Annotated in this window: 24 protein-coding genes and 1 tRNA gene; 8 read left to right on the top strand and 17 right to left on the bottom strand. The window is 69.7% G+C overall.

The features are described from left to right. The first annotated feature begins 6 nt into the window (after nt 1-6). Entirely contained in the window at nt 7-1,287 is a 1,281-nt protein-coding gene (locus ACESM1_RS13690) for a TRAP transporter large permease (protein WP_372620901.1), read from the top strand. A gap of 7 nt (nt 1,288-1,294) precedes the next feature. Here ACESM1_RS13690 and ACESM1_RS13685 read toward each other — a convergent pair whose 3' ends face one another. The 5 genes from ACESM1_RS13685 to ACESM1_RS13665 form a co-directional block, all read right to left on the bottom strand. Beyond that, a complete protein-coding gene (locus ACESM1_RS13685; protein ID WP_372620899.1) occupies nt 1,295-1,774 on the bottom strand; it encodes a M23 family metallopeptidase in 480 nt (159 codons plus the stop codon). 13 nt (nt 1,775-1,787) lie between these two features. Beyond that, nucleotides 1,788-2,336: a carboxymuconolactone decarboxylase family protein gene (locus tag ACESM1_RS13680; RefSeq protein ID WP_372620897.1), complete on the bottom strand. Its 549-nt coding sequence runs from the start codon at nt 2,334-2,336 to the stop codon at nt 1,788-1,790. 91 nt (nt 2,337-2,427) lie between these two features. Further along, on the bottom strand, nt 2,428-3,003 hold the full coding sequence (locus tag ACESM1_RS13675) for a peroxiredoxin (RefSeq protein ID WP_372620896.1): 576 nt from the start codon (nt 3,001-3,003) through the stop codon (nt 2,428-2,430). Nucleotides 3,004-3,148: 145 nt separating this feature from the next. Further along, a complete protein-coding gene (locus ACESM1_RS13670) occupies nt 3,149-3,706 on the bottom strand; it encodes a manganese catalase family protein (protein ID WP_372620894.1) in 558 nt (185 codons plus the stop codon). Between the two features lie 182 nt (nt 3,707-3,888). Continuing rightward, entirely contained in the window at nt 3,889-4,074 is a 186-nt protein-coding gene (locus tag ACESM1_RS13665) for a manganese catalase family protein (RefSeq protein ID WP_372620892.1), read from the bottom strand. 334 nt (nt 4,075-4,408) lie between these two features. On the opposite strand from ACESM1_RS13665, the gene ACESM1_RS13660 reads away from it, so the two are divergent. Then, a complete protein-coding gene (locus ACESM1_RS13660) occupies nt 4,409-5,323 on the top strand; it encodes a hydrogen peroxide-inducible genes activator (RefSeq protein ID WP_372620890.1) in 915 nt (304 codons plus the stop codon). On the opposite strand, the gene ACESM1_RS13655 is transcribed toward ACESM1_RS13660, so the two are convergent. Further along, nucleotides 5,320-5,895, bottom strand: a complete 576-nt coding sequence (locus ACESM1_RS13655; protein WP_372620888.1) for a DUF924 family protein — start codon at nt 5,893-5,895, stop codon at nt 5,320-5,322. The two genes, ACESM1_RS13660 and ACESM1_RS13655, sit on opposite strands and share 4 nt — an antisense overlap. Next, complete coding sequence (locus ACESM1_RS13650) at nt 5,892-8,798, bottom strand: FAD-binding and (Fe-S)-binding domain-containing protein (RefSeq protein WP_372620886.1); 2,907 nt, start codon at nt 8,796-8,798, stop codon at nt 5,892-5,894. The genes ACESM1_RS13655 and ACESM1_RS13650 overlap by 4 nt, the downstream gene beginning before the upstream one ends. 146 nt (nt 8,799-8,944) lie before the next feature. Between ACESM1_RS13650 and ACESM1_RS13645 the strand changes: the two genes are divergently transcribed. From ACESM1_RS13645 to ACESM1_RS13625, 5 genes are all read left to right on the top strand, one after another. Next, on the top strand, nt 8,945-10,129 hold the full coding sequence (locus ACESM1_RS13645; protein WP_372620884.1) for a pyridoxal-phosphate-dependent aminotransferase family protein: 1,185 nt from the start codon (nt 8,945-8,947) through the stop codon (nt 10,127-10,129). Between the two features lie 199 nt (nt 10,130-10,328). Next, nucleotides 10,329-11,393: a type III polyketide synthase gene (locus tag ACESM1_RS13640; RefSeq protein WP_372620883.1), complete on the top strand. Its 1,065-nt coding sequence runs from the start codon at nt 10,329-10,331 to the stop codon at nt 11,391-11,393. A gap of 5 nt (nt 11,394-11,398) precedes the next feature. Next, nucleotides 11,399-12,103, top strand: a complete 705-nt coding sequence (locus ACESM1_RS13635; RefSeq protein ID WP_372620881.1) for a methyltransferase domain-containing protein — start codon at nt 11,399-11,401, stop codon at nt 12,101-12,103. Further along, the gene (locus ACESM1_RS13630) at nt 12,100-13,197 is read left to right on the top strand and encodes an NAD(P)/FAD-dependent oxidoreductase (protein ID WP_372620879.1); all 1,098 of its coding nucleotides are present in this window, start codon (nt 12,100-12,102) and stop codon (nt 13,195-13,197) included. Before ACESM1_RS13635 ends, ACESM1_RS13630 begins: the two co-directional genes overlap by 4 nt. Nucleotides 13,198-13,294: 97 nt before the next feature. Next, a tRNA-Glu gene (locus ACESM1_RS13625) sits at nt 13,295-13,370 on the top strand. A gap of 510 nt (nt 13,371-13,880) precedes the next feature. On the opposite strand, the gene ACESM1_RS13620 is transcribed toward ACESM1_RS13625, so the two are convergent. Further along, nucleotides 13,881-14,324, bottom strand: a complete 444-nt coding sequence (locus ACESM1_RS13620) for a hypothetical protein (RefSeq protein WP_372620877.1) — start codon at nt 14,322-14,324, stop codon at nt 13,881-13,883. Between the two features lie 1,001 nt (nt 14,325-15,325). Between ACESM1_RS13620 and ACESM1_RS13615 the strand changes: the two genes are divergently transcribed. Continuing rightward, complete coding sequence (locus ACESM1_RS13615; RefSeq protein WP_372620875.1) at nt 15,326-16,981, top strand: DUF6798 domain-containing protein; 1,656 nt, start codon at nt 15,326-15,328, stop codon at nt 16,979-16,981. A 114-nt stretch (nt 16,982-17,095) separates the two neighbouring features. Here the strand turns inward: ACESM1_RS13615 and ACESM1_RS13610 are convergent, their stop codons facing one another. From ACESM1_RS13610 to ACESM1_RS13570, 9 genes are all read right to left on the bottom strand, one after another. Further along, nucleotides 17,096-17,320 carry an HGGxSTG domain-containing protein gene (locus ACESM1_RS13610; protein WP_372621118.1) on the bottom strand — a complete coding sequence of 75 codons (225 nt, stop codon included), beginning with the start codon at nt 17,318-17,320 and terminating at the stop codon, nt 17,096-17,098. A gap of 32 nt (nt 17,321-17,352) precedes the next feature. Then, complete coding sequence (locus ACESM1_RS13605; protein WP_372620873.1) at nt 17,353-17,610, bottom strand: hypothetical protein; 258 nt, start codon at nt 17,608-17,610, stop codon at nt 17,353-17,355. A 27-nt stretch (nt 17,611-17,637) separates the two neighbouring features. Next, nucleotides 17,638-18,162, bottom strand: coding sequence for a hypothetical protein (locus ACESM1_RS13600; RefSeq protein WP_372620872.1), 525 nt, complete (start codon nt 18,160-18,162; stop codon nt 17,638-17,640). Then, nucleotides 18,159-18,713 carry a hypothetical protein gene (locus ACESM1_RS13595; RefSeq protein ID WP_372620870.1) on the bottom strand — a complete coding sequence of 185 codons (555 nt, stop codon included), beginning with the start codon at nt 18,711-18,713 and terminating at the stop codon, nt 18,159-18,161. Before ACESM1_RS13595 ends, ACESM1_RS13600 begins: the two co-directional genes overlap by 4 nt. Beyond that, nucleotides 18,671-20,197, bottom strand: coding sequence for a DUF3987 domain-containing protein (locus tag ACESM1_RS13590; protein ID WP_372620868.1), 1,527 nt, complete (start codon nt 20,195-20,197; stop codon nt 18,671-18,673). Before ACESM1_RS13590 ends, ACESM1_RS13595 begins: the two co-directional genes overlap by 43 nt. Beyond that, entirely contained in the window at nt 20,190-21,221 is a 1,032-nt protein-coding gene (locus tag ACESM1_RS13585; RefSeq protein ID WP_372620866.1) for a hypothetical protein, read from the bottom strand. The genes ACESM1_RS13590 and ACESM1_RS13585 overlap by 8 nt, the downstream gene beginning before the upstream one ends. Next, nucleotides 21,208-21,513 carry a hypothetical protein gene (locus tag ACESM1_RS13580; RefSeq protein WP_372620865.1) on the bottom strand — a complete coding sequence of 102 codons (306 nt, stop codon included), beginning with the start codon at nt 21,511-21,513 and terminating at the stop codon, nt 21,208-21,210. Before ACESM1_RS13580 ends, ACESM1_RS13585 begins: the two co-directional genes overlap by 14 nt. 225 nt (nt 21,514-21,738) lie before the next feature. After that, entirely contained in the window at nt 21,739-22,050 is a 312-nt protein-coding gene (locus tag ACESM1_RS13575) for a helix-turn-helix transcriptional regulator (RefSeq protein WP_372620863.1), read from the bottom strand. A 90-nt stretch (nt 22,051-22,140) separates the two neighbouring features. Next, nucleotides 22,141-22,603, bottom strand: a 463-nt coding sequence (locus tag ACESM1_RS13570; protein WP_372620861.1) for a hypothetical protein, incomplete at its 5' end; no start/stop codon positions are given.

Here is a 22,603-nt window from a genome sequence, read left to right as displayed (position 1 = left end):
CCGGGCGTGACCTTCCTCCTGCTGCTCGGCGGGCTGATCGCGCTGCTGTACCTCGGCATGCCGATGTTCGCGGCGCTGTTCCTGCTGCCGCTCGGCGTGCTGCTGCATGTCGAGGGCGGCGTGCCGGCGCTCGGCGAGATGGTGCTCGGCAAGCTCGACGGCTACCTGCTCGTCGCCATTCCGCTCTTCATGCTGATGGCGCACATCATGGTGCGCGGGAAGGTGGTGGACGATCTCTACAACGCTGCCTTCGCGTTGCTGCGCAAGGTGCGCGGCGGGGTGGGCATGGCGACGGTCGCGGCCTGCACCATCTTCGCCGCCATCAGCGGCAGCTCGGTCGCCACGGCGCTGACCATCGGCAAGATCGCCATCCCGCAGATGCTCCGCTACGGCATGAGCCGGCGCGGTGCCTTCGGCGTGGTGGCGGGCGGCGGCACGCTTGGCATCCTGATCCCGCCCTCGGCACCGATGGTGCTCTACGCCTACGTCACCGAAACCTCGGTCGCCGCGCTGTTCCTTGCCGGGGTGATCCCGGGCCTGATGATGGCGGGGATGTTCGCGCTCTACGTCTTCGTCACCGAAGGCAGGGCGAAGGCGCCGGCCGACGAGCCGCCACCCGAGATGATGGGCGTCGTCCTGCTGCGCGCGAGCTGGTCGCTCAGCCTGCCGATCTTCGTGCTCGGCGGCATCTATCTCGGCATCTTCACCGCCACCGAGGCGGCTGGCACCGGCACGCTGTATGCGCTGCTGGTGGCGGCGATCATCTACCGCGCGCTGACCTGGCGCGACCTGCTGGACGGCGTGCAGGAGGCGACGCGCACCTCCGCGATGCTGCTGATGATCATCGCCGGGGCGGCGATCTACGGCTACATGCTGACCAAGCTGCAGGTGCCGCAGGAGCTGACGCAGCTGGTGGCCGATCTCGGCCTGTCGCGCACCGGCTTCCTCGTCGCGATGATGGTGCTGCTCTTCGTGCTCGGGCTGGTGCTGGAGAGCTTCTCGATCATCCTGCTGACCATGCCGGCGATCCTGCCGCTGCTCGACGTGCTCGGCATCGACAAGGTGTGGTACGGTATCCTGCTGACCCTGTCGCTGGAAATGGCGCTGATCTCGCCGCCGGTGGCGTTGAACCTGGTGGTCATCAAGGCGATCACCGGCGCCTCGCTGGGCGAGGTGAACCGCAGCATCTACCCCTACATGCTCATGCTGGCCTTCGGCACCGGGCTGCTGATCGCGTTTCCGGACCTGGCGCTGTGGCTGCCGCGACAGGCTGGATTCGGCGGATAGGCCTGGGTCAGCGCGACAGGCAGGGCAGCAGGCCGAAGGCGGGGGCGGGGTCCACCGGCTGCCCGCCTTCCAGCAGTTCCAGATGCAGATGCGTGCCGTAGGTGATGCCGCTGCGCCCGATACGGCCGATCCGCTCGCCGGCCGCGACCCGCCTGCCGCCCCCGGCGAGACGCGGGGCGACGCTGCCGAGATGGGCGTAGCGGGTGACGCGTCCGTCGGCGTGGCGAAGCTCCACCTCCAGCCCGCGTCCGCCGCGCCGGCGGATCGCCGTGACCGTCCCCGCCGCCGCGGCGCGGGCCCAGGCGCCGGCCGGCGCCGGGATGTCGAGGCCGCGATGCAGGCTGCTGCCGCGCGGGCCGGGCGCGCCGCGCGGGCCGAAGGGCGAGGAGATGCAGGCGGGTGTCAGCGGAAGCGCGAGCCTCACCGGCTCGGCCGCCGCGGCGCCGGACAGCGCCGCAGCGATCAGCGCGCCGAGCGCGCCTCGCATGGCGATCCCGCGGTCAGGCCGCGGCGCGCAGCTGCGCCGCCAGCGCGTCCTCGGCATCCAGCACGCCGGCCACCGCATGCACCACCGCGGCGATGCGGACGGCGGCCTGCACCTGTTCCTTGCCCAACCCGCCATGCAGCACGACCTTCTCATGGCTTTCCATGCACATCCCGCAGCCGTTGATGGCGGAGACGGCGAGCGACCACAGCTCGAAATCCACCTTCTCGACGCCGGGCCTGGCCATGATGTTCATGCGCAGCTTCGCCGGCATGGAGGCGTAGTCGCCGCCCACCAGGTGGGTGAAGCGGTAATAGACGTTGTTCATGCCCATGATCGCGGCCGCCGCCTTGGCGGCGATCAGCGCCTCGGCCGAGAGCTTCGCACCGAACTCGGCGGTGAGTGCCGCGGTCAGCTCGGCGTTGCGGCTGGCGATCGCCGAGGCGATGAAGGTGCCGGCGCGCTGCTGCTGGGTGAGCGCGGGCTCGGCGGCCAGGCTGCCGAGATTGAGCTTCAGGTCCTTGGCGTAGTCCGGCAGGCGGCCGCGGATGGATTCGAGGGACATTGGCGATCTGACCTGTGGTGGAAGGGAAGGCAGCGGGGTCGCCCCCAGGCCCTGACCCTCCCCCGCGAAGGCGGGGGAGGGAGAAGCGGCGTTACGCCGCCTTGTCGAACAGCGCCTCGGGGTTCAGCACGTCCTTGCCCTTCTCCCAATTGCAGGGGCAGAGCTCGTCGGTCTGCAGCGCGTCGAGCACGCGCAGCACTTCCTGCGGGTTGCGGCCCACGTTCAGGCCGTTCACCGAGGCCCACTGGATGGTGTGGTCCGGGTCCACGATGAAGGTGGCGCGCAGCGGCACGCCGGCCTCCCTGTCGAGGATGCCGAGCGCGGCCGAGAGCTCGCGCTTCACATCGGCCAGCATCGGGATCTCGAGGTTGCGGATGTCCTCGTTGTAGACGCGCCAGTTCAGGTGGACGAACTCGCTGTCGGTGGAGACGCCGTAGCAGATGGTATCGCGGTCGGCGAACTCGCCGGCCAGCTTCCCGAAAGCGGCGATCTCGGTCGGGCAGATGAAGGTGAAGTCCTTCGGCCAGAAGAACACCACCTTCCACTTGCCGGCATCGGTGCTCTCAGTGAACTCGGCAAAGGACTTGCCGGGGCCGCCGAGGCCCTCGGGGCCGGCCTTCACGGCAGTCAGCTTGAACGTGGGGAACTTGTCACCAACGGTGAGCATAGACGCACAAATCCTTGACGAATAGGGAGGGCTCGCCGGGCGCCACGGGCGCCCGTGCCCCTCATTGCCGTTGTGCGCCGCAAAAATCCAATGAGAGTTTCCATCCCGGATGATCGTCCCCGCCGATCATCCGGTGACGGATCAGTCAAACCGCGCTCAGCCCTTGGCCTTCTGGTAGAGCTTCTGCGCCATCTCCAGGATCTCCTGCGGGTGGTAGTCCGGGATGAAGGCTTCCGGCATGGCTTCCAGCGGCTGCATCGCGCCGCCAGCCGGCGGGCCGTCGCGCACCTCGAGCGGGCCGGAGCCGTCCAGGGCGTCGCCCTTCCAGATTCGCACGGATCTCGTCGTAGTCGCTCATCGAGAAGCGGTAGAGCCGGCGGTGCCAGCCTTCCTCGAGGAACGGGCGGCTTTCCGGGATCTGCTCCGGCTGCAGGTTCGGGATCGGCAGCATCTTCTTCATGTCCACGCCCGTCAGCTGCTCCAGCGCCAGCGCATAGGCATGGGCATGCACGCCGCCGCGCGTGAACAGGTAGCCGAGCATCCGCCGCGCCGCGGGGTTCGACGTGGTCTGGTAGGCCCGCAGCTTGGCTGTGCGCGCGCCGTTCTCCAGGAAGAAATTGTGCAGCAGGTCGAGGACCAGGTTCCCCGAGTTGAAGATGTAGTCGCCGCGCCAGGGATTGCCGAGGCTGTCCGTGCAGGTCACGCCGGCGCTCGGGCCGGGGGCGACATGGGCCTTCAGCCCGGCACCGCCATGGGCGAGTAGTTCGCGGAATGGCGTCTCGCCCTGCTGCGTGCTGCCCTTCGGCTACGCGCCGTTCAGCAAGCCGTTCACCGCGGTGCCGACCAGCTCGATATGGCCCAGCTCCTCGGTCGCGATGTTGGCGATCAGCGCATAGAAGGGCCGCAGCTGGTCGCGCTGGCGAAATTGAAGGACTGGAACATGTAGGTGTTGAGGGTGGTCATCTCGCCGAAGCGGCCGCCCATGAGCTCCTGCACCGCTGCGGCGGCGACGGGGTCGGGTTCCTTCGGCAGGGGCATTTCCACCTGCAGCCGGTCGATCCTCAGGAACATCGCCGTTTTCCTCCTTTGCCGCGCGCCGGAAGGGCGTGCGGAGGACAGGCCGACTCAGGCGTATACGATTGTTCCAATGGACAAGCTTGCTCTCCACCATCGGCTCACTCGGTCGATCTGCGCGGCACGCTGCGGGAAGCCACGGAGAAACAGGCACTTGGCTGTCGAGTGGCGAACGGCGCCCGAGCGGTCGCTTCACGCGCAGTTCAGCCAGCAATCCCGATGCGGGCCGGCGGCACCGCCGCAGCGCCGCGCTGGCCGGCCCGGCCGGCGATTCCGTCGCCGCTGAAAATGCCGTAACGATGCTTGGCCCCTGCTTCGATCGAACCGCTCGATGATCCTTCCCAGTCCGCAGCAGCTCCGCTACCTCGTCGCCCTGGCCGACCACGGCCATTTCGGCCGCGCCGCAAGCGCCTGCGCGGTGACGCAATCCACCCTTTCGGCCGGGCTGATCGCGCTGGAGCGCCAGCTTGCCGCCGCCCTCCTGGAGCGCAACGCGCCGACGAAGCGCCCGGTCTTCACGCCGCTCGGCCTCGAACTGGTGGCGCGCGCGCGGACGGCGCTCGGCGCGCTGGAAGCGGTGGCGGAGACGGCGGCGGCGGCGCGCGACCCGCTGAGCGGGCCGCTTCGGCTCGGCGTCATCCCGACCATCGGCCCGTTCCTGCTGCCGCGGCTGATGCCGGCGCTCCGCGCCGCCTTCCCCCGGCTGCGCCTCTGGCTGCGGGAGGATCTGACGGAGCGGCTGGTGGCGGGGCTGGAGGGCGGGCGGCTCGATCTGCTGCTGCTCGCATTGCCGGCGACGGGCGCAATGGAGACGCTGCCGGTCAGCGAGGATCCGTTCCTGGTTGCGCTGCCGCAGGGCCACCACCTGGCGGCGCGGGAGCGTGTGCCCGTCGCCGCACTCTCCGGCGAGCGGTTGCTCCTGCTGGAGGATGGGCACTGCCTGCGCGCCCATGCGGAAGCTGCCTGCGGCCTGCCGCGCGGCTTCGCGCCGGCGGGCGAGGAAGGCTTCGCCGCGACCAGCCTGCACACGCTGGTGCAGATGGTGGCCGGTGGCCTCGGCGTCACGCTGCTGCCGAAGCTTGCCCTGGATGCCGGTGTGCTGGCCGGCGCGCCGGTGGAGGTGCGCCCGCTGGAAGGCACCGCGACGCCCGGCCGCGCGCTGGCGCTCGCCTGGCGCCCGAAGAGTCCCCGCGCGGCGGAGTTCCGCGGCCTGGCGCCGGCGGTGGCCGCGGCGATCGCCGGCTAGAACCCGCCGCCGGCGGCGAGCCACGCGGCTTCCGCCGGCGTGCTCTCGCGCCCGAGCGCGGTGTTGCGATGCGGGAATCGGCCGAAGCGCTGGATCACCGCGCGATGCCGCCAGGCGTAATCGATGGTGCCGTTCGGCGCCGCATGCGCGGGAATGTCGCGCAGCCCCTCGAACAGCGCGACGGAGAGATCCTGGTCGGCCATGGCCTCGCCATGCTCGAAGGGCAGATAGAGGAAGATCCGCGCGGTCGCCGGCAAGGCAAGATCGAAGCGCCGGTCGAGCACCGCGCGGCGTGCGACGGCGCGGCCATGCGCGTCCGAGGCGAAGGCCTCGGCGCTGCCGCGGTACAGGTTGCGCGGGAACTGGTCGAGCAGCAGCAGCAGCGCCAGCGCGCCGCGCGGCGTCTCCGCCCAGGCGTCCAGAGCACCCTCGCGGGCGGGCACGACGAGCGCGCCGAAGCCCTCGCGGCAGGCGGCGTCGAAGGCGTCGCTCCGCTCGAACCAGGCTTGTCGGAAGGCATCGAAGCCGTCCGGGAACCAGAAGGCGAGCAGGCGGTCGGGGTCGTCGGTCATGCCAGGGCGCGCTCCAGCAGGCGGATGGAGTGGATCGCTTCGCGGCCCGCCAGGTCGTGGATCTGGTGGCGGCAGGAGGTGCCGTCGGCGAGGATGAAGGCCTCCGCCTTCGTCTTGCGGATATGCGGCAGCAGCGCAAGTTCGGCCATCGCCCGGCTCACCTCCAGATTCGCCGCCTCATAGCCGAAGGCGCCGGCCATGCCGCAACAGGAGGAGGTGATCGGCACCACCTTCAGACCGGGGATCGCCGCCAGCATCGCAACCGTCGGCGTGAAGGCGCCGAAGGCCTTCTGGTGGCAATGGCCATGGATATGTGCCTCGCCTTCGATCGGCCTGAGCCGCAGCGCGGGCTTCGTCTCCGCCAGCCATTCGGCGACCAGCTTCGCCCGCGACGCCAGCTTCGCCGAGGCCTCGCCGGGCAGCAGCGAGAGGAACTCGTCGCGCAGCGTCATCAGGCAGGAAGGCTCCAGGCCGAGCACCGGGCTTTCCCAGCGCGACAGCACCTCCAGCGTGCGCCCGGCTTCTTCGCGCGCTTCGGCGACCATGCCGGCGGCGAGATACGTCCTGCCGTCGTCGAGCGGCCGCGTGCCACGTGGCGGCCGCGCAACGGCCGGGTCGGCGCCGGCGGCGCGCAGCACACGCAGCGCGGCGCGGATATTGGCCGGCTCGAAGTAGCGGTTGAACAGGTCGGGCAGCAGGATGACCTCGCCCGCGCGGCCATCGGGTTCGCGGCATTCCCAATCGTGGAAGGCGTCGCGCCGGAAGCGGGGCAGGGTGCGGTCGGCGAAGCCGAGCATCGCCGGCCCGCCTGGGATCATCGCCGGCCAGTTGACGACGGGTGCCGCCATCGCGGCCCAGGGCGCCCAGCGCGGCATGGTGGCGATCAGCCGGTCCTTGAGCTTGACGCCACGCGCGGCGTTTCGCGCATGTGCCGCCTCGACCTTCATCTTCGCCATGTCCACGCCGGTCGGGCATTCGCGCCTGCAGCCCTTGCAGGCGACGCAGAGCGAGAGCGCGTCGGCCACGTCATCCGAGGCGAGCCCGCCCGGGATCTGCCCGGTCAGCGCCAGGCGCAGCGTATTGGCGCGGCCGCGCGTGACGTGCTGCTCGTCGCGCGTGGCGCGGTAGGAGGGGCACATCGTGCCGGCGTCGAACTTCCGGCAGGTGCCGTTGTTGTTGCACATCTCGACCGCGCCGAGCAGGCCACCCTGGGGCCCCGGCCACGTGCTCCAGTCGAGTGCGGGTGTGATGGCGGGATCGGCCGCGTAGCCCGTGTGGTAGCGCAGCAGCGTGCGGTCATCCATGCGCGGCGGATGCACGATGCGGTTCGGGTTGAGCAGCCCGTGCGGCAGGGCAGGGGAGGCGGGGTCGAAGGCGTCCTTCACCTGCTCGAAGGCACGCACGATGCGGGCGCCGAACATGCTTTCGTGGAACTCGGAACGCACGATGCCGTCGCCATGCTCGCCGGAATGGCTGCCCTTGTACTCGCGCACCAGCGCGAAGCATTCCTCGGCGATGGCGCGCATCTTCGCCACATCGGCGCCATCCTTCATGTTCAGCACGGGGCGCACATGCAGGCAGCCGACGCTGGCATGCGCATACCAGGTGCCGACCGTGCCATGCTTCGCAAAGACGTCGTTGAGGCGTTCGGTGTAGTCGGCCAGGTCCTCCAGCGCGACCGCGGCATCCTCGATGAAGGAGACGGGTTTGCCGTCGCCCTTCATGCTCATCATGATGTTGAGCCCGGCCTCGCGAACCTCGGCGACTTGCGCCTGGAAGCCGGCATCTGTGACGCGTACCACCTGGCCCGGCAGGCCGAGGTCGCCCATCATCTCCTCCAGCCGGTCCAGCGCGGCGAGCAGCGCTCCATCCTCCTGCCCGTGGAACTCGACGATCAGCAGGCTGTCGGGCTCGCCGATCAGGATCTTCTCGATGGTGCCGCGATAGATCGGGATGGAGCGGCCGAGCTCGATCATCGTCCGGTCCACCAACTCCACCGCCTCGGGGTCGAGCGTGACCAAGTGCCGCGAGGCTTCCATCGCGCGGCGGAAGGAGGGGAACTGGCAGATGCCGAGCACCTTGCGCGGCTTGATCGGCCAGAGCTTCAGGTCCAGCGCGGCGGAGAAGGCGAGCGTGCCTTCGCTGCCGACCAGCAGCCGTGCCAGTGACGCGCGACCATTGGCGCGCGCATCCGGCGTCAGCGCATCGAGGTTGTAGCCGCCGACGCGGCGAAGCTGCGCGGGGAAGCGTTCGGCGATCTCCGCCGCCTCGCGTGCGCCGATGGCACGCAGCTTCGCGACCAGGTCGGCGACGCTGCCCGGCACGTCGGGGCCGAGATTGTCCGGCAGCTCGCCGAAGGTGAACCGCGTGCCATCGGCCAGGATCGCGTCGATGGCGCGGACATTGTCGGCCATCAGTCCGTAGCGGATGGATTTCGAGCCGCAGGAATTGTTCGCCGCCATGCCGCCGATGGTGCAGCGCATCCAGGTGGATGGATCCACCGGGTAGAATTGTCCTCCGTTCTTCAACGCCTCGTTCAGCGCGCCCAGCGTGATGCCGGGCTCCACCCGCGCCGTATCGCCCTCCACCGAGAGCACGCGACGCAGGTGCTTCGTGCAATCGATGACCAGCGCACGGTTGACGGTCTGGCCGCACTGGCTGGTGCCGCCGCCGCGCGGCAGCACGGGGATGCCCTCCTCCCGGCAGATCGCCATCGCCGCAACGACGTCCTCGGCGGTGCGCGGCACCAGCACGCCGATCGGCTCCATCTGGTAGATCGAGGCGTCAGTGGCGTAGCGGCCGCGGGCGCCGGCGGAGAACAGCACTTCGCCCTGCGTCTCGCGCGCCAGCCGCGCCGCCAGGCGGCTATCCCCGATACGGGCCTGGCCCCTGATGGCGTTCATGCCGGATCCCCCTCCGTCGGGGCTCCGATTAGCGCGGGCGAGGTCGGGCGTCGCATCTATAATGCTCATCAATCCAAGCGCGGTTACTCATTGGCGGAAACCATGGTCGGCGGCTAGACAGTGCCGACGCGAGAGGAACGCTCCCCATGGCCTACTACCAGTCCAAGCCCGTCGCCGGCCGCCATTTCCTGCAGATTCCGGGCCCGACGAACGTGCCGGACCGCGTGCTGCGGGCAATGGACAACCCCACCATGGACCATCGCGGCCCGGATTTCGGGCAGCTGGGCAAGGCCGTGCTGGAGAAGGTGCGGGCGGTCTTCAAGACGCAGGGTCATGTGGTGATCTACCCGGCCTCCGGCACCGGGGCGTGGGAAGCGGCGCTCGTCAACACCCTTTCGCCCGGCGACCGCGTGCTGATGTGCGAAACGGGCTGGTTCGCGCATCTCTGGCACGAGATGGCGACGCGGCTGCAGCTCGTGCCCGACTACGTCAAGACCGACTGGCGCCGCGGCGCCGACGTCGCCGCCATCGAGGCGAAGCTGCGCGAGGATAAGGGTCACGCCATCAAGGCTGTCTGCGTCGTCCACAACGAGACCAGCACAGGCTGCACGTCGCGCATCGACGAGGTGCGCAATGCGATGGACGCCGCCGGCCATCCGGCGCTGCTGCTGGTGGACACCATCTCCTCGCTGGCCAGCATCGACTACCGGCATGACGAGTGGGGCGTGGATGTCACCGTCGCCGGCAGCCAGAAGGGGCTGATGCTGCCGCCGGGCCTCTCCTTCAACGCGGTCAGCGAGAAGGCGCTGAAAGCCAGCGAGACGGCGAAGCTGCCGCGCGCCTTCTGGGACTGGAAGCCGATGATCGCGGCCAACGCCACCGGCTACTTCCCCTACACGCCGGCGACCAACATGCTCTACGCGCTGGATACCGCGGTGGACATGCTGCTGGAGGAGGGCCTCGACAACGTCTTCGCCCGCCACGACCGCCACGCGGAGGCCACGCGCCGCGCCGTGCGCCACTGGGGATTCGAGATCCAGTGCGCGGAGCCGCGGCACTACTCCTCGGCGCTGACGGCTGTGCGCCTGCCCGAAGGCCACAGTGCGAATGATTTGCGCGCGACGATCCTGCAGAAATTCAACATGTCGCTCGGCAACGGGCTCGGCCAGTTGAACGACCGGGTGTTCCGCATCGGCCATCTCGGCGATTTCGGCGACCTGCAACTGGTCGGCACCCTCGGCGGCGTGGAGATGGGGCTGCGGGCCGCGGGCGTCCCCCACAGGGCGGGCGGCGTGCAGGCGGCGATGGACTATCTCGGCGGCAACGCCTGAGGCTGAGAAAACAAGTTTCGTTTCACGGACCGCGCGACTGGGCTTTTCTCGGACTTGCCCTCGGGAGGGCTGCGCGCCACGCCGGGGGCGCGCCATGAGGAGCTTGAAGCGGTAAGGTGGCAGAGCGGCGCAGCGCCCTGACAGGCGCGTGACCGGTGCTCGTCCTTCCCAGCGCGTCCGGGCACCCCACTCTCGGGTGATGCCCCAAGTCTTCATCAACCGCATCGCCACCGCCGTGCCACGCCACGAGGTGCACGGCGCCTTCCGTGCCTTCGCGGCGGCGCAGGCCGATGGCGAGCGCGGCCGCGCAGCCTTCGGCCGCATGGCGGCGCGCGCAGACATCGCGCGGCGCTACTCCGTGCTGGAGGCCGCCGAGCCGGAAGGATCCGGCACCGTCTGCGGCTTCTACCGCGCCGGCGCGGCGTTCCCCTCCACCCGCACGCGCATGGCCCGTTACGAGCAGGAGGCGCCGACGCTGGCCGATGCCGCCTTCGCCAGGCTCGGACTGGAAGCCGAGGCGCCCCGCGTCACCCATCTGGTGCTGGCCACCTGCACCGGCTTCGTCGCCCCCGGCCTCGACCGCCGCCTGGTGGAACGGCACGGCCTGCCGCGCCATGTCGAACGCAGCATGGTCGGCTTCATGGGCTGCCAGGCGGCGATCAATGCGCTGAAGCTCGCCTGGCACATCGTGCGCAGCGAGCCGCGCGCGCGTGTCCTGGTGTGCTGCCTGGAACTCTGCACGCTGCACCTGCAGGACACCGACGCTCTGGAACAGCTGCTCTGCTTCCTGCTCTTCGCCGATGGCTGCGCCGCGGCGATCGTCAGTGCCGAGCCGACCGGGCTGCGCGTGGAGGGCTTCCGTAGCGTGGTGATCCCCGAGGCCGGCGAGATGATCACCTGGCGCATCGGCGATGACGGCTTCGACATGACGCTCTCCGGCATGGTGCCCTTCACGCTGGCGCATGCGCTGCCGGACTGGCAGGCGGAGATGCTGGACGGCGCCAGCGCCGCGGAGGTGGACCTCTGGGCGGTGCATCCCGGCGGCCGCACTATCCTCGACGCGGTGGAGCACGGGCTCGCGCTGCGCCAGGGCGCGCTGGCCGAGAGCCGCGCCGTGCTGCGCGACTACGGCAACATGTCCTCGGCGACCGTCATGTTCGTGCTGGCGGCGATGCTGCGCAACGCCGCGCCGCGCCAGCGCGGCTGCGCGCTCGCCTTCGGGCCGGGCCTCTCGGCCGAGGCGATGCGCTTCTCGACGGGGTGAGCGACATGCCGCGCTTCCTCGCCAAGGAGATCATGGACGATCCCGGCCAGTCGGAGGCCGACTTCGCCGCCGCGCTGGATGGGCTCGAGCGGCTGAACCGCATGACCTTCGCGCATGCGCCGTTGCTGCGTTTTCTCGACCGCATCGTGCGGCAGGACGGGATGGGCAGCGTGCGGCAGGACGGCCTGCGCAGCCTGTCGCTGCTCGATGTCGGCGCCGGGGGCGGTGATGCCCTGCGTGCTGTGGCCAAGTGGGGGCTGCGGCGCGGAATCGCGCTCGACCTCTGGGGCCTCGATCGCAGCCCCTGGGCGGAGCGTCACGCCATGGCACGCGGCACGCCGGCCCGCTGGATTACGTCCGACCTGTTCGACCTGCCGGCGGAGCGGCGCTTCGACGTGGTGACGTGCAGCCTTTTCGCGCATCACCTGGACGACGCGGCGCTGGTGCGGTTCCTTCGCTGGCTGCCGGCGCATGCCACGCGGCATTGGCTGATCCTCGACCTGCACCGCCACCGCATCCCCTGGGCCGCGGTATGGGCCGGCACGCGGCTGCTGCGCATGCATCCGATGGTCACGCATGACGGTCCGGTCTCGGTGATGCGCGGCTTCGATCGCGACGATTGGCGGCGCCTGGTCGCCGAGGCGGGCGTCACGGCCGCGATACGCTGGGTGCTGCCCTTCCGCTGGGCGGTGTCGGGCCCCGGCGGATGAGCGGCACCGTCATCGTCGGCGGCGGCCCGGCCGGTGCGGCGGCCGCGATCGCGCTGGCCCGCGCCGGCCGCCCGCCGCTGCTCCTCGAACGCGATTCGATGCCGGCCGAGAAGGTTTGCGGCGAATTCCTCGCCGAGGACGCGGCGCGGCTGCTGCGCTCGCTCGACCTCGACCTGGCAGCGCTCGGCGCCGTGCCGATCACGCGCGCGCTGTTCGCGGCGGGGCGCCGGCAGGCTGAAATGCCACTGCCCTTCGCCGCCTGGGGCCTGCCGCGCGCGACTCTCGACGCCGCATTGCTGGAGGCGGCGCGCAACGCCGGGGCGGAGGTTCGCCTCGGCACGGCAGTGCGTGGCGCCGAGCGGGCGGGGGAGGGCTGGCGCGTGCGGCTGGTTTCCGGTGAGCGGCTCGACTGCGTCAATCTCGTGCTGGCGACCGGCAAGCACGAGCTGCGTGGCCAGCCCCGCGCGGCGCGGGGTGGTTCGCTCGGGCTCAAGCTGCCGCTGCTGGGTGAGGCGCCCGAGGCAGCCGTGACGCTGCTGCTCTGTGGCGGTGGCTATGCCGGGCTGCAGCCGCGGCCCGGCGGGGGAGCCAACCTTTGTGCCGCGCTGGACCCGGCCGCGCCCGGGGTGGCGGAGGCTGGTCGTTCCTCACGCTCATTCCTGGCCCATGTCGCGCGCGGGTCGGCGCTCGCCGAGCGGCTGCTTGCCGCGTTGCGTCCGGAGGCAGAGCGGCCGATGGCGGTGGCGGGTGTGCCGTATGGCTTCCTGCATCGTGGTGGCGGCCCGTTCCGGATCGGCGACCAGGCCGCGGTTATCCCGTCCTTCTGCGGCGATGGGGTGGCGATGGCGCTGGGCTCCGGCCTGCACGCGGCGGCTGCGCTGGTATCAGCAGTCCCGTCCGTGTCCCACCATGCGGCGTGGCGCCGGCAGGTGCGGGGGGAGATGCGTATGGCTCGCGTGCTGGCGCTGCTGGCCTCGGCCGCACCGCGGCTGCTGATCGCCGCGCTTGCTGCGGCGCCCGGGATCGCCGGCTGGGCCGCGCTGCGAACGCGTCTCGGCGCCGGCGTAGGTGACCCGCACGGCCCGTCCCTCTGACTGATGCCCGCGCTTTGGTGCGCCGAGGCGGCTGCTCAGCGTGCTACGGGCTTGACCCTCGGGTCCCGGGCCGCCATACGCGTCCGCTCTTGGCCCTGTCCCGTTCGTCTAGAGGCCTAGGACACCAGCCTTTCACGTTGGCAGCACGGGTTCGAATCCCGTACGGGACGCCAAATTTTGCGCCTATGCGCTTGATTTCAGGCAAGTTTGAAGCGCTGCTTCCCTTTCTACCCCCACCCCTACCCCCACGCTCTGCTTGCGTGGCGACGTCAGCCTGCGAGACGGCGCTCCCCCGCAGGGCTAGGGCGCAATGCGCGCGGCGCGGAGGTGATGCTACGCTGAGCCGCCGCGCGCTCTAGGAACGTGGCGGGGCGCCAACCTCTGCGCCGGCCCATCGCCAGCAAGGACCCCAAGGGGGCGGCGATGTTGGCCGGGATGGAAGGCACTGGTAGTTCCCCAAGCGGGCGTGCTGCCTAGGAAACAAGCGGCGCGCCAACCTCTGCACCGGCCCGTCGCCAAGAGGGACCCATGCCGGGAGGCTGCCCGCCGGCTCAAACGCGCACGACGCGCGCGCTAGGGCTACCCCCCAAACCGGTAATGTGCGCAATGCCGGGACAGGGGCACGGTTGGGGCAAGGGCGGGGTGCGGCTCACTCAGGCTAGAATGTCCAGGATAGGGCGGGCTCATTTTACCGCAACAGAAACGCCGGTCATGACGAACCATTCCCAATTATACGGCCATTCACCGCTGGCGCTTGCCCGCACATCAGAGCACTTTATCGGATCGGTAAATGTAACCGAAAATCGATTCTGGCCAGGCGGAAGCCACACGTTGGCTGTTTCTGAAATAATTAAGCGCGGATCTTCCTTGAAGCTTACCGCAACAGATATCGTCGTAATAATATTTTGGCTCACGTTATTTATGGTTCCACTAAATGTCCTTGTTTCGACAACTTGTGAGTAACATTCGAACGCACCACGCGCGCTCAGAAGATGCGTTGCTATGACAAGAGAGTATCGATTTGTGCATAGCGTTCTTGCATCTATACCAATAATGCGGGCTCTACTTTCATTTCTCTGGATGCACCAGTAAATCATCTCGGTGGTGCCGCCGTGGCGAGCCTTCATGTATGCTTCTTCAATTTCGTCGCAGCCGACAAGGCCCAATGCAGCCGTCGAACATAGCGCTGCTCGCAGGAGCCTCCGACAACTCATCGCTATTCCTCAACCCAATCGTTTCGGCGGAACTATAGCTGGGCTCAAGGCAGATTGTGAGCACTGTCGCCGCACTATTGCGGCGTGGAGGGACCATCGCATCCCGAATGCCTCCCGGCGTGTCTGCGCGGAACAGCTCGCGCCCCCGGCCCGGGCGTCAGGAGTCTAGTCGGCAGCGTTGACGGGTATCTCGCTCCTGTTACCGAACCGGGTATGTTCGGGAGCTTTTTACGTGCGACAGGTCACTGCATCGGTCTGTCTCCTCCGCCTGGGGTGGTTGGCGGCTGCCGGGCACTCCGCCGGCAGCCGCTTCCCGCTTGGTCCGGCGGGGGCGGCGGCTGGTCGCCGGGTTGGTGCGCTACCCCGGGAAGGGGGCGCGACTAGCACGGTTGAGGGGGCCGAACCGCTGCCCCTCGCGGGGGCAGGAGGAACCGGCCGGTCGGACTACCCACCCCCAAAACGGTAGTGTTTGCATCGGCGCGATAGTGGCGCGGTCGAGGACCGTCTGCAGCGAGGAGTGGGGCGCCCCGGGGAGGCCGGAAGCGACTTTGCGTTTACGCTTGGCACATCGCCACCCGGAGCAGCCGCGTGGTGATATCGCCGGAACTGCCGAAGTCCAATAGCTTGTTAGTCGACTCCACGCGCGCCGTCGTCCCATCTTTGGGGGCTGCGAGCATCAGACGTTGCGGCTGCTAGAAGCATATCGACAAAGCAACTGTCGGGTGTTACCGGAGTCCTGCGGTAGTATGGAGGCTGGCCGGCCCAGCGGATCTTCGGCGCGCGGGCCTTGCGCCCCACGCCGTGGGGCAAGGACGGACAGTGCTTCCCGCTCCTTGTTACGGATCTGCCCGGCCTCCGGACTTCAACGGATCGCCAAGAGTGCTTCCTTGTCGCGCGAAGGTGACGCACTGCCGATGCTGGGTATTCTCGCACGTCCGATCCCGCTGGCATGTCTCGCCGCGGCCCTCTCCATCACCATTCAGGGCTTCGAGTTCGGCGTCAACAACAACGTCTTCCACATTCCCATCGTGCTCGGATTCTCGGAACTGCCGCAGTTCGCGGCGGACCCGGTGATCCATTCACTTCGGCGCTTCGTATCGCCGGTCTATTCGCTGCTCGCCACCGTCGCCACCGAAGACAATATCGCCGGCCTGTTCTTCCTCTGCCATGTCGCCACAAGGATCTTGAGCTTCCTCGCCCTTCTCCTGCTAGCAACAGCGCTGGGAATGGTCGGCTGGCGGCTGTGTGTCGTGGCGGCGGTCCTGTCGGTGGCACGGGGAATCTATGGAGTTTCGCCGGTGGGCACCGGCGGGATGCTGTTGAACTACTTCACGCACAGCGAGTTGGCGTCCGCCTTCGCGCTGCTGTGCTGCGCTGCGATAGTGCATGGGCGATTAGTCCTGGCGGGAAGCCTCGGCGGGCTCGCGTTCGCCGTCAACGCCTTCGTGGGTGTGTGGATCGCGCTGCCGCTCGCCCTGGCATCACTCCAATCTCTCGCGCAGGCACCTGATGCGCCCGCCGCTCCCTCGGGGCGAATCGTCGCCCGGCTACGTCCAGTCCTGCTCGCGGCCCTTGCCTATGCGGTGCCCGCCCTGCCCGTCGCAGGTTGGGTTCTCACCGCTGCCGCACAGGGCACAGCGGAGTTCGATTATAGGGAATTCCTCTGGTACTATTGGGGCAGTCATTTCTTCCTGGACGCCTCAGGGCCCTGGGCTCTGCGGGAGTTCGGCTCCACGGCCGTCTCGGCGGTCACCGCCGCCTCGCTGCTCCGCAGCCGTCGGGCCGCAACAGTCATCGGCGGGGTGCTCCTCGTCCTGCTGGCCGGAATCCTCGTCGGTGCGGTGTCGCATTCACGCCTCCTCCTCAACCTGCATTTGCTGCGTGCCGATGCGATCCTGGCGCTGCTCGCGGCAGCGCTCGTAGCCACCGCCGCTGTACGCCGGCTCGACAGTGGCCCACCCTTGTGTGTCCTGCTGGCAGCGCTCGCGCTACTCAGTCTCGTGGACGGACGCTGGGTGCTGACCGCCGCCATCCTTGGCGCGCTCTGGCTTGCGACGCGGTTCCACCGCGGCCCGAGCTGGGCGTTCGGGGCGGGCATCCTGCGTCGGGCGCTCCTGGCAGTCGCGGCGCGGCCCCGTGCGCTCGCGGTCGCGGGCGGCGTTCTGCTGGCTGCCGTCGCGGCTTCGGGACGGTACCAGGGGTTGGGGCAGGCGCCGGATTGGCTCGACGTGCAGCACTGGGCCCGGACCGCCACGTCAGCCGAAGCCCGCTTCCTCGTGCCGCCCTCCACGACCGGGTTCCGGGTCGGTGCGCGCCGATTCAGCTTGGTTGATTGGAAGGAGGGCGCGACGGTCATGTGGGCGCCGGAGATGCATGCGGAATGGCGGCAACGCATGGATGCGGTGTCGCGGCTGCGCCGCATCGACGAGTGGATCGACCATGCCTGTGCGCATGACCTGCAGTTCGTGGTGGTCGATCGTCGGCGAACCGCTATCCCAGAGGCCGAGATCCTGCGGCCCGAGTACTCGAATCCGTCCTTTGCGGTCTACCGGATAACGGGCTGCTCCTGAGGGCAGCCGCGTCCTCTCCGCAACTCCCGCGGGGAGAAGAACGCGCCCCGAAGGCGCTTCGCGATCCGGGTGCGGGCGGTGACAAGAACATACCCGAGGAGTGAGACTACAGCCTCAGGACTTCACACGCTTCCAGCGCAGCTTAGCGAGCGCCCGCCGCAACTCCATCATCTCCGCCGAGTAAAGCCCTGTTCGAGTCCGCGCGGTGCGCAGCCGCGCCAGCCCTTCGGCCGTCCGCGGCCCGGTGGAGGCGCCGCCGTGCATGCGGCATCGGCCGTTCGGCATGGCAGGGGCACGGCATGGTGTGCCCCCGCGGGTCCGGGCACCGCAGCGGCGCATGGGGTCTTCCCCGCTATCGGCCATGCCCCCCCTCACGACCCGCCGGACAGGCGCGCAGCGATGACTATCAGCACCACGAGGATCGCCATCAGGAGGTAAGCGACGAGTGCGAGGTCTTGCCGGATGTGCCGAACATGCCAGCGCACCTGATGATCCTCCGGCGCCGGTGCCCGGTCGTTCGCGTCCATCTCCCGAGCCATCTGGCGATGCAGAATTGCGACCGCAAAAGGTGCGGCCACAGCGGCGAGGGTCCACCAGTCCGGTAGCCACGCTCCAAGGTCGTTGGGCATCGTAGAAGGTCCCCTTTCGTGCTACGGTCAGTCGGCCCGATTTCCTGCCGAAGATGCAATGCTTCCAACGATGGCCTGCCCGCCGTCGTGCACTACCACCCGCTCAACCCGGACAATCTGCGGCCCCTTCCCCCTGCGCCGCTCGATAGCGTCAACCATGTCCACCATCGCGCGGGCCATGTTCGCAGCCTGACGCCGGAGCCTGTCGGCGGCTTCGCTCGGTTGCTCGGGCAGCATCGCCCGCCGGGCGCACTCCATTGCAGCGTGATGCAGCGCAACCGCCTGCGCCGCGATCATCCCTTCCACCTCGTCACGCGGGTTGAAGCCGCGCACCGCAGCCAGGGCTGCGCCGATGCGGTGGCTGCGGTCGTCGTCCGTCACGCCGGACGGCACCCAGAGGGATTGCCCTACCGCGTTGAGCAGGACGTTGTTGAACCGCGGATCGTCCGATCCCGCGATGGGCTTGAGCGGACTTCCGGGCGGCTTCACCAGCTCGTCGCAATCCAGCGTTATGGCTGGCCGGGCAGGGGCAGGGACGTAGCGCTTGCTCATGTCAGCACCTCACGCACTTCGGATTTCAGAAGGTGGTCGGGCGGATGGCAGGTCCGGCAGCACCAACCCGGCCCGATGCCGGTGCCATCGCTTCGGGGACGCAGTGCCGACCACCACCGCCCGCCGGCTTCGGGGTTGTGCCTCCCGCAGCAGCTACACCAGGCGCCGGGCGGCGGCGGCGTCTCACTCGCCCATGCCGGCGGGCGCATGAGTGCAGAGAGCAACAGCCCGTCGCGCATCGGGTCCGGGTCGCCGGGCTGCCAGGGCTGCGGCGCCGCCTCAGCGCCGAACACCATCGCGCGCTCGGCAGCCTCGATAGGGTCCGGCTCCCGCTGGGCCAGCACCCCAGCGGCTTCGGCCTGCCGGAGCGCGTAGAAGGCTGCGCGCTCCGCCACTTCGGCCCCGTTCGGCGCTTCCATGCCGATGCCGTTTGCGCCGAAAGCGCCGTTAGCGCAGCCCGCATCGGTATCGCTCTCCCGGATCGCGGCCAGCCGTGCCCGCCAGCCGGTCACAGGGCACCGGCCGAGATCAATACCGGGTTCATCGCCCAATCCTTCCGCGTGCGCCCCGGCCCGTCGCCCGCGCGGAGAGGCGCAGGGCGGCACCACCAGCCGGCAGCCAGTTCGGCAAGAGCAGCGTCCATGCGCTCGGCGGTCGGGATGTTCGGCCCGCCGGCCATGCGCCGCAGCGCCTTGGCATTCAGCACCGCCGGCCGTGGGTTCTGCCGGAGATACCAGCGCGCCAGCCGTCGCCCGTCTCGCTCGGCCTCGGGAAGCGCCGCCTCCCCGAACAGCCGCCGCGCCATCGGCACGGCGTATTCGCTCAGGAACCCGCAGGCGCGCGCCACCGCGTCGGCGTCCACCGCGGCAGGCGGCGGAGCGGCCTCGGCCTTCGTCAGCCAGTCGAGATGTGCGAACACCACCGCCAGCCGCAGCGCGAAGCCCGGCAGCTTGCCAAGCCAGGACAGGAACAGCCCCGATGCCTCGGCTTCCAGCGCAGCCGCTTCCTCGCGCCATTCCTGCATCGCGTCAGGGGCGCCGCCGACGAAAGGCAGCATGACAGGCTCGGGCGGCGTCCAGGGCAGGGTTTCCAGGCGGCGCAGCGCGTCCAGCAGCGTGCCGGCTGGTGGTGCGTTCCTCGGCCGCGCCGGCTTGATCGTCGCCGGCCAGGCGTAGAGGAAGCGCGCGGCCAGCCCGTCATCGTCGCCGGCCATGAGCAGCGAGGCCACGCGGTCGGGCTGGATCGCCCCGAGAATGCCCCAGGTGAGATGCGGCACCTCAACGCCGCGGTCGCCATCCTTCACCCGGTCAGGCACCCACCGCCGGCCGCCATAGCTCTGCAACCAGAACGGCCGGTCAGCGCCGCCAGCACCGCCATAGCGGTCCATGCCGCCGAGCCAGCCCGCGAGTTCATCGCGCAGCAGCAGCAGCCCGCGCGGATTGTCGGCGGCCATCCGCCCGGCTTTCTCAATGGTCGGATCGGTGGTCATCGCGCGGCGCCGTGCCGGCGGGTCCGGCTCACGCGCGCCGGCCGGTTCCATTGGCGGCGGCGTGCTGCCCTTCACCGCGGCCTTCACCTCCCCTTCCCATCGCTCGCGGATCTCGCGCGCCTCTTGCTTGCGCGTGCGATACTCGCGGCAGCGTTCTTCCCAATCGGTGTTGGCCTCAGCCTCGATGGCGGCGAGCGCGTCGGCGGCTTCATCCATGCCGCCCGACTTGCCCGACGATGGCAGCCCCACCGCCGCAGCCCATAGCGTTGTCGGCTCACGCCAGCCGCCCCAGGGAGATCCCCACCGGGCATTGCCGATGCGCGCTGCGGCAGCAGCCAGCACGCAAAGCCCGACGAAATCGGGCGGGCATCCGCGGGCCTCTGCGGCCTGCGCGATGAAGCCTCCCCAGGCTGGCGGGAACAGGTCGCGCGGCCATTGCGGCGGCGGCAGCACGTCGCGCGCGGCGAGGCTCATGTCAGGATCGGGCCAGGGCGCGTTGTTGGATCGGCGCAGCCCGTCGAAGGCGTCGCGCATATCGTCAGGCATCGGTGGCCTCCCGCCGCGCAAGCTCTTGCTCGGCGCACCAGCGCACGATGCGCCCGGCAGTCTCGGTCGCGATGCCGCGCGCCTCCGCTTCGGCCATCGCCTCGGCCAGCACGTCCTCAGGGTCTATGCCGTCGCGCAGCCGCCGCCCGGCCAGCCGTGCAAGCGCGCGGCGATGCTCCGCGCCCGCGGCGTATTTCGTCACCGCCGAGCGCACCAGGTCGTCAATGCTGGCGTAGCGGTCGCGCCAGCGGTCATCCCGCGCGGCCTCGGGGCAAGCCAGCATCAGCCCCTTGAGGCAGTCGGCGGTGGTCGCGGCGGAAATGCCGCGCCCGATGTAGCGCGCGGCCAGCGCGACCAGCTCGCCGTGGTAGCCCTCGCCGGTCGCGATGCGTCGCACGAGTTCTGCATCCTCGCGGGGGTCGCCTCCCGCCTCGCCACCGCCGGCAGCGCCACCACCGCGCAGGCTGCCGAGCAGGTCCAGCACCTCGCCCGAGATATCGGCCAGCCGGTCGGGATGTTCGGGGCAGCGCGCGCCCGTCACCGTCAGGTAGCGGTCGGCGCCCTTGTAGATTTCCAGCGCCAGCCCGCCGAGCGTGCTGCCGTTGCGCGAGATGGCGGCGGCAATGCCTTCCGCGGTGCCGATGATGCGAACACCCGCCCCGCTCGGCGTGCGCTCGGCATAGGTGCCTCCGCAGGCTTCCAGCAGCCGTGCGGCGTCATCGTTGATCGGCTCGCCCGTCGCCGGATCGGTGCAGCGGTCGAGGTCGAGGAACACCAGCGCAGGCACCGCGCGCGAGACGATGCCGACACCGCCGTGCGGAGGCTGGAAGCGGTGCCCCGCTGCGAGCCTCTGAGCGGCCGCCAGCGGCGCCCAGGTGGTCGGGTCGGTAGAGGATGCCGCGCGGCCGGTGTCGGGCGCGTAGGGCACCTTGCGGCGTTTCTCGCCGGTATAGGACCAGCACACCCAGGCGCGGTGCGCCGCGTAGGGCGCGAGGCAGGCGGGGATGGCGTCAGCGCCCGGCATGGGCGGCCTCCATTTGTGCGAGGGCGGCCAGCGCCGCAGGGATGGACGGGAAGGCCAGCGGCAGCGGCCGGCCGGGTATGACGAGGCAGGCGCGCGGCTGCCCTTCGGCGTCGCGCAGGTCATCGCGCAGGATGACGCGCGCGCCGCTGGTGTTGCGGCGCTGGCGCTCCATGATCTTCTGTCGCTCGATCCAGTCGAGCAGTGGAGCCGGCCGTTGTTCCTTCCGGCGGCTTTTCCAGAGGCGTCCGCAGCAGGGGCAGCGGGCGCCGATGGCGGTGGTGCAAGCGTGCATGTCGCGATCCTCAATCGAGGGCCGCGGCGCGATGGGCCTTGGTCGGAAACTGCGCGGTGCGCTATAGTGGCGCTGTCCAGTGAGTGCCGCGTAGCATCCGCCCGGTGCCGAAAGCGCCGGGCGTTTGCGTTCACAGGTTTCCGAAACTCAGCAGTCGCAGCGCGGCCAGGATCAGCAGCACGACGACGACAGCGACGAGTGGCGTGACCAGCCCGGCAGCGCGGATCATGCGGCGGTCCGCGCGCGCGGTGCGGCCTCCACGGCTGCGCGCAATTCCGACAGCCGCCAGCGCGGCGACCGTGGCGTGACGTAGTAGGGTGCAGGCAGGATGCCCCGCTTCACATCGCGCCAGAACGTCGAGAGGGCGCGGCCGGCCTCGGCGGCGCTTTCCTCGGCGGTCAGCAGCGGATCAGCGGCGAGCGCACGGGCGCCGGCACGATTGGCGCGGCGCGCGGCGCGGCGGGGCGTGTCGGCAGGGAAGCGCTGCGCATGTGCGGCGCTGGAGAGCAGCGCAGTGCGGGTAGTCGGGTCGGACAAAGCCACCTCCGTCTAGAGCGTGGCTTACGCCTCTACTGGACACCCCCCACCGAAATAATGGTCGCTCCCGGTGGTCGGGTTAGGCCCGGGCTATTCCGCACCGGTGGGTTTGACCCTCCCCTCCCCCTTCTTCAAAAACCGACGGAATGCACGCTCATCGGTAAACCCGTATTCCTCCATGACGCGCTCTCGCGCCTCGCGCGGTGAAAGGGCAGGGCGATTGGCGCCGGGCATCTGCCAAAGATGAAGCGCATCGCGAGCGCCAGATGCGGCGTGCGCTGTGCGCCGGGAGGCAAAAGCGTTTCGTCCGGCTTCCTCCGTCAAGCCGAGCGAAAGAGGGACGAGACCAGCGGCTTCGGGCGGGGTTAGGTCAGCGCTTTCGCGGTAGGCTCGGTATTCTCTTCTGTCGCCGCTAATCGGGAAACGACGCCAATCTCGCCCCTCACACAACTCCCTTAGACCCGAGTAGCCCAGGCTGGAATCGGCTTGTGATTGGATGCGGCGCGGCAGGGTGTGATTCGTAGGCGTCCAGCTTTGGCTGGAGGCGGAGATG

The sequence above is a fragment of the Falsiroseomonas sp. genome, assembly GCF_041690465.1.
In the GTDB taxonomy this organism is placed as follows: Bacteria; Pseudomonadota; Alphaproteobacteria; order Acetobacterales; family Acetobacteraceae; genus Falsiroseomonas.
Note: the sequence above shows the minus strand (reverse complement) of the source record. Positions and strands in the feature narration are given on the sequence as shown.

Excerpts from the sequence above, each read along its gene's own strand:
- ACESM1_RS13585 (WP_372620866.1), bottom strand. The coding sequence starts at position 21,221 with ATGCCGGGCGCTGACGCCATCCCCGCCTGCCTCGCGCCCTACGCGGCG.
- ACESM1_RS13675 (WP_372620896.1), bottom strand. The coding sequence starts at position 3,003 with ATGCTCACCGTTGGTGACAAGTTCCCCACGTTCAAGCTGACTGCCGTG.
- ACESM1_RS13660 (WP_372620890.1), top strand. The coding sequence starts at position 4,409 with ATGATCCTTCCCAGTCCGCAGCAGCTCCGCTACCTCGTCGCCCTGGCC.
- ACESM1_RS13645 (WP_372620884.1), top strand. The coding sequence starts at position 8,945 with ATGGCCTACTACCAGTCCAAGCCCGTCGCCGGCCGCCATTTCCTGCAG.
- ACESM1_RS13610 (WP_372621118.1), bottom strand. The coding sequence starts at position 17,320 with ATGCGCCGCTGCGGTGCCCGGACCCGCGGGGGCACACCATGCCGTGCC.
- ACESM1_RS13580 (WP_372620865.1), bottom strand. The coding sequence starts at position 21,513 with ATGCACGCTTGCACCACCGCCATCGGCGCCCGCTGCCCCTGCTGCGGA.
- ACESM1_RS13590 (WP_372620868.1), bottom strand. The coding sequence starts at position 20,197 with ATGCCTGACGATATGCGCGACGCCTTCGACGGGCTGCGCCGATCCAAC.
- ACESM1_RS13685 (WP_372620899.1), bottom strand. The coding sequence starts at position 1,774 with ATGCGAGGCGCGCTCGGCGCGCTGATCGCTGCGGCGCTGTCCGGCGCC.
- ACESM1_RS13620 (WP_372620877.1), bottom strand. The coding sequence starts at position 14,324 with ATGAAGGCTCGCCACGGCGGCACCACCGAGATGATTTACTGGTGCATC.
- ACESM1_RS13635 (WP_372620881.1), top strand. The coding sequence starts at position 11,399 with ATGCCGCGCTTCCTCGCCAAGGAGATCATGGACGATCCCGGCCAGTCG.
- ACESM1_RS13640 (WP_372620883.1), top strand. The coding sequence starts at position 10,329 with ATGCCCCAAGTCTTCATCAACCGCATCGCCACCGCCGTGCCACGCCAC.
- ACESM1_RS13605 (WP_372620873.1), bottom strand. The coding sequence starts at position 17,610 with ATGCCCAACGACCTTGGAGCGTGGCTACCGGACTGGTGGACCCTCGCC.
- ACESM1_RS13600 (WP_372620872.1), bottom strand. The coding sequence starts at position 18,162 with ATGAGCAAGCGCTACGTCCCTGCCCCTGCCCGGCCAGCCATAACGCTG.
- ACESM1_RS13665 (WP_372620892.1), bottom strand. The coding sequence starts at position 4,074 with ATGTTCCTGAGGATCGACCGGCTGCAGGTGGAAATGCCCCTGCCGAAG.
- ACESM1_RS13680 (WP_372620897.1), bottom strand. The coding sequence starts at position 2,336 with ATGTCCCTCGAATCCATCCGCGGCCGCCTGCCGGACTACGCCAAGGAC.
- ACESM1_RS13630 (WP_372620879.1), top strand. The coding sequence starts at position 12,100 with ATGAGCGGCACCGTCATCGTCGGCGGCGGCCCGGCCGGTGCGGCGGCC.
- ACESM1_RS13615 (WP_372620875.1), top strand. The coding sequence starts at position 15,326 with ATGCTGGGTATTCTCGCACGTCCGATCCCGCTGGCATGTCTCGCCGCG.
- ACESM1_RS13655 (WP_372620888.1), bottom strand. The coding sequence starts at position 5,895 with ATGACCGACGACCCCGACCGCCTGCTCGCCTTCTGGTTCCCGGACGGC.
- ACESM1_RS13650 (WP_372620886.1), bottom strand. The coding sequence starts at position 8,798 with ATGAACGCCATCAGGGGCCAGGCCCGTATCGGGGATAGCCGCCTGGCG.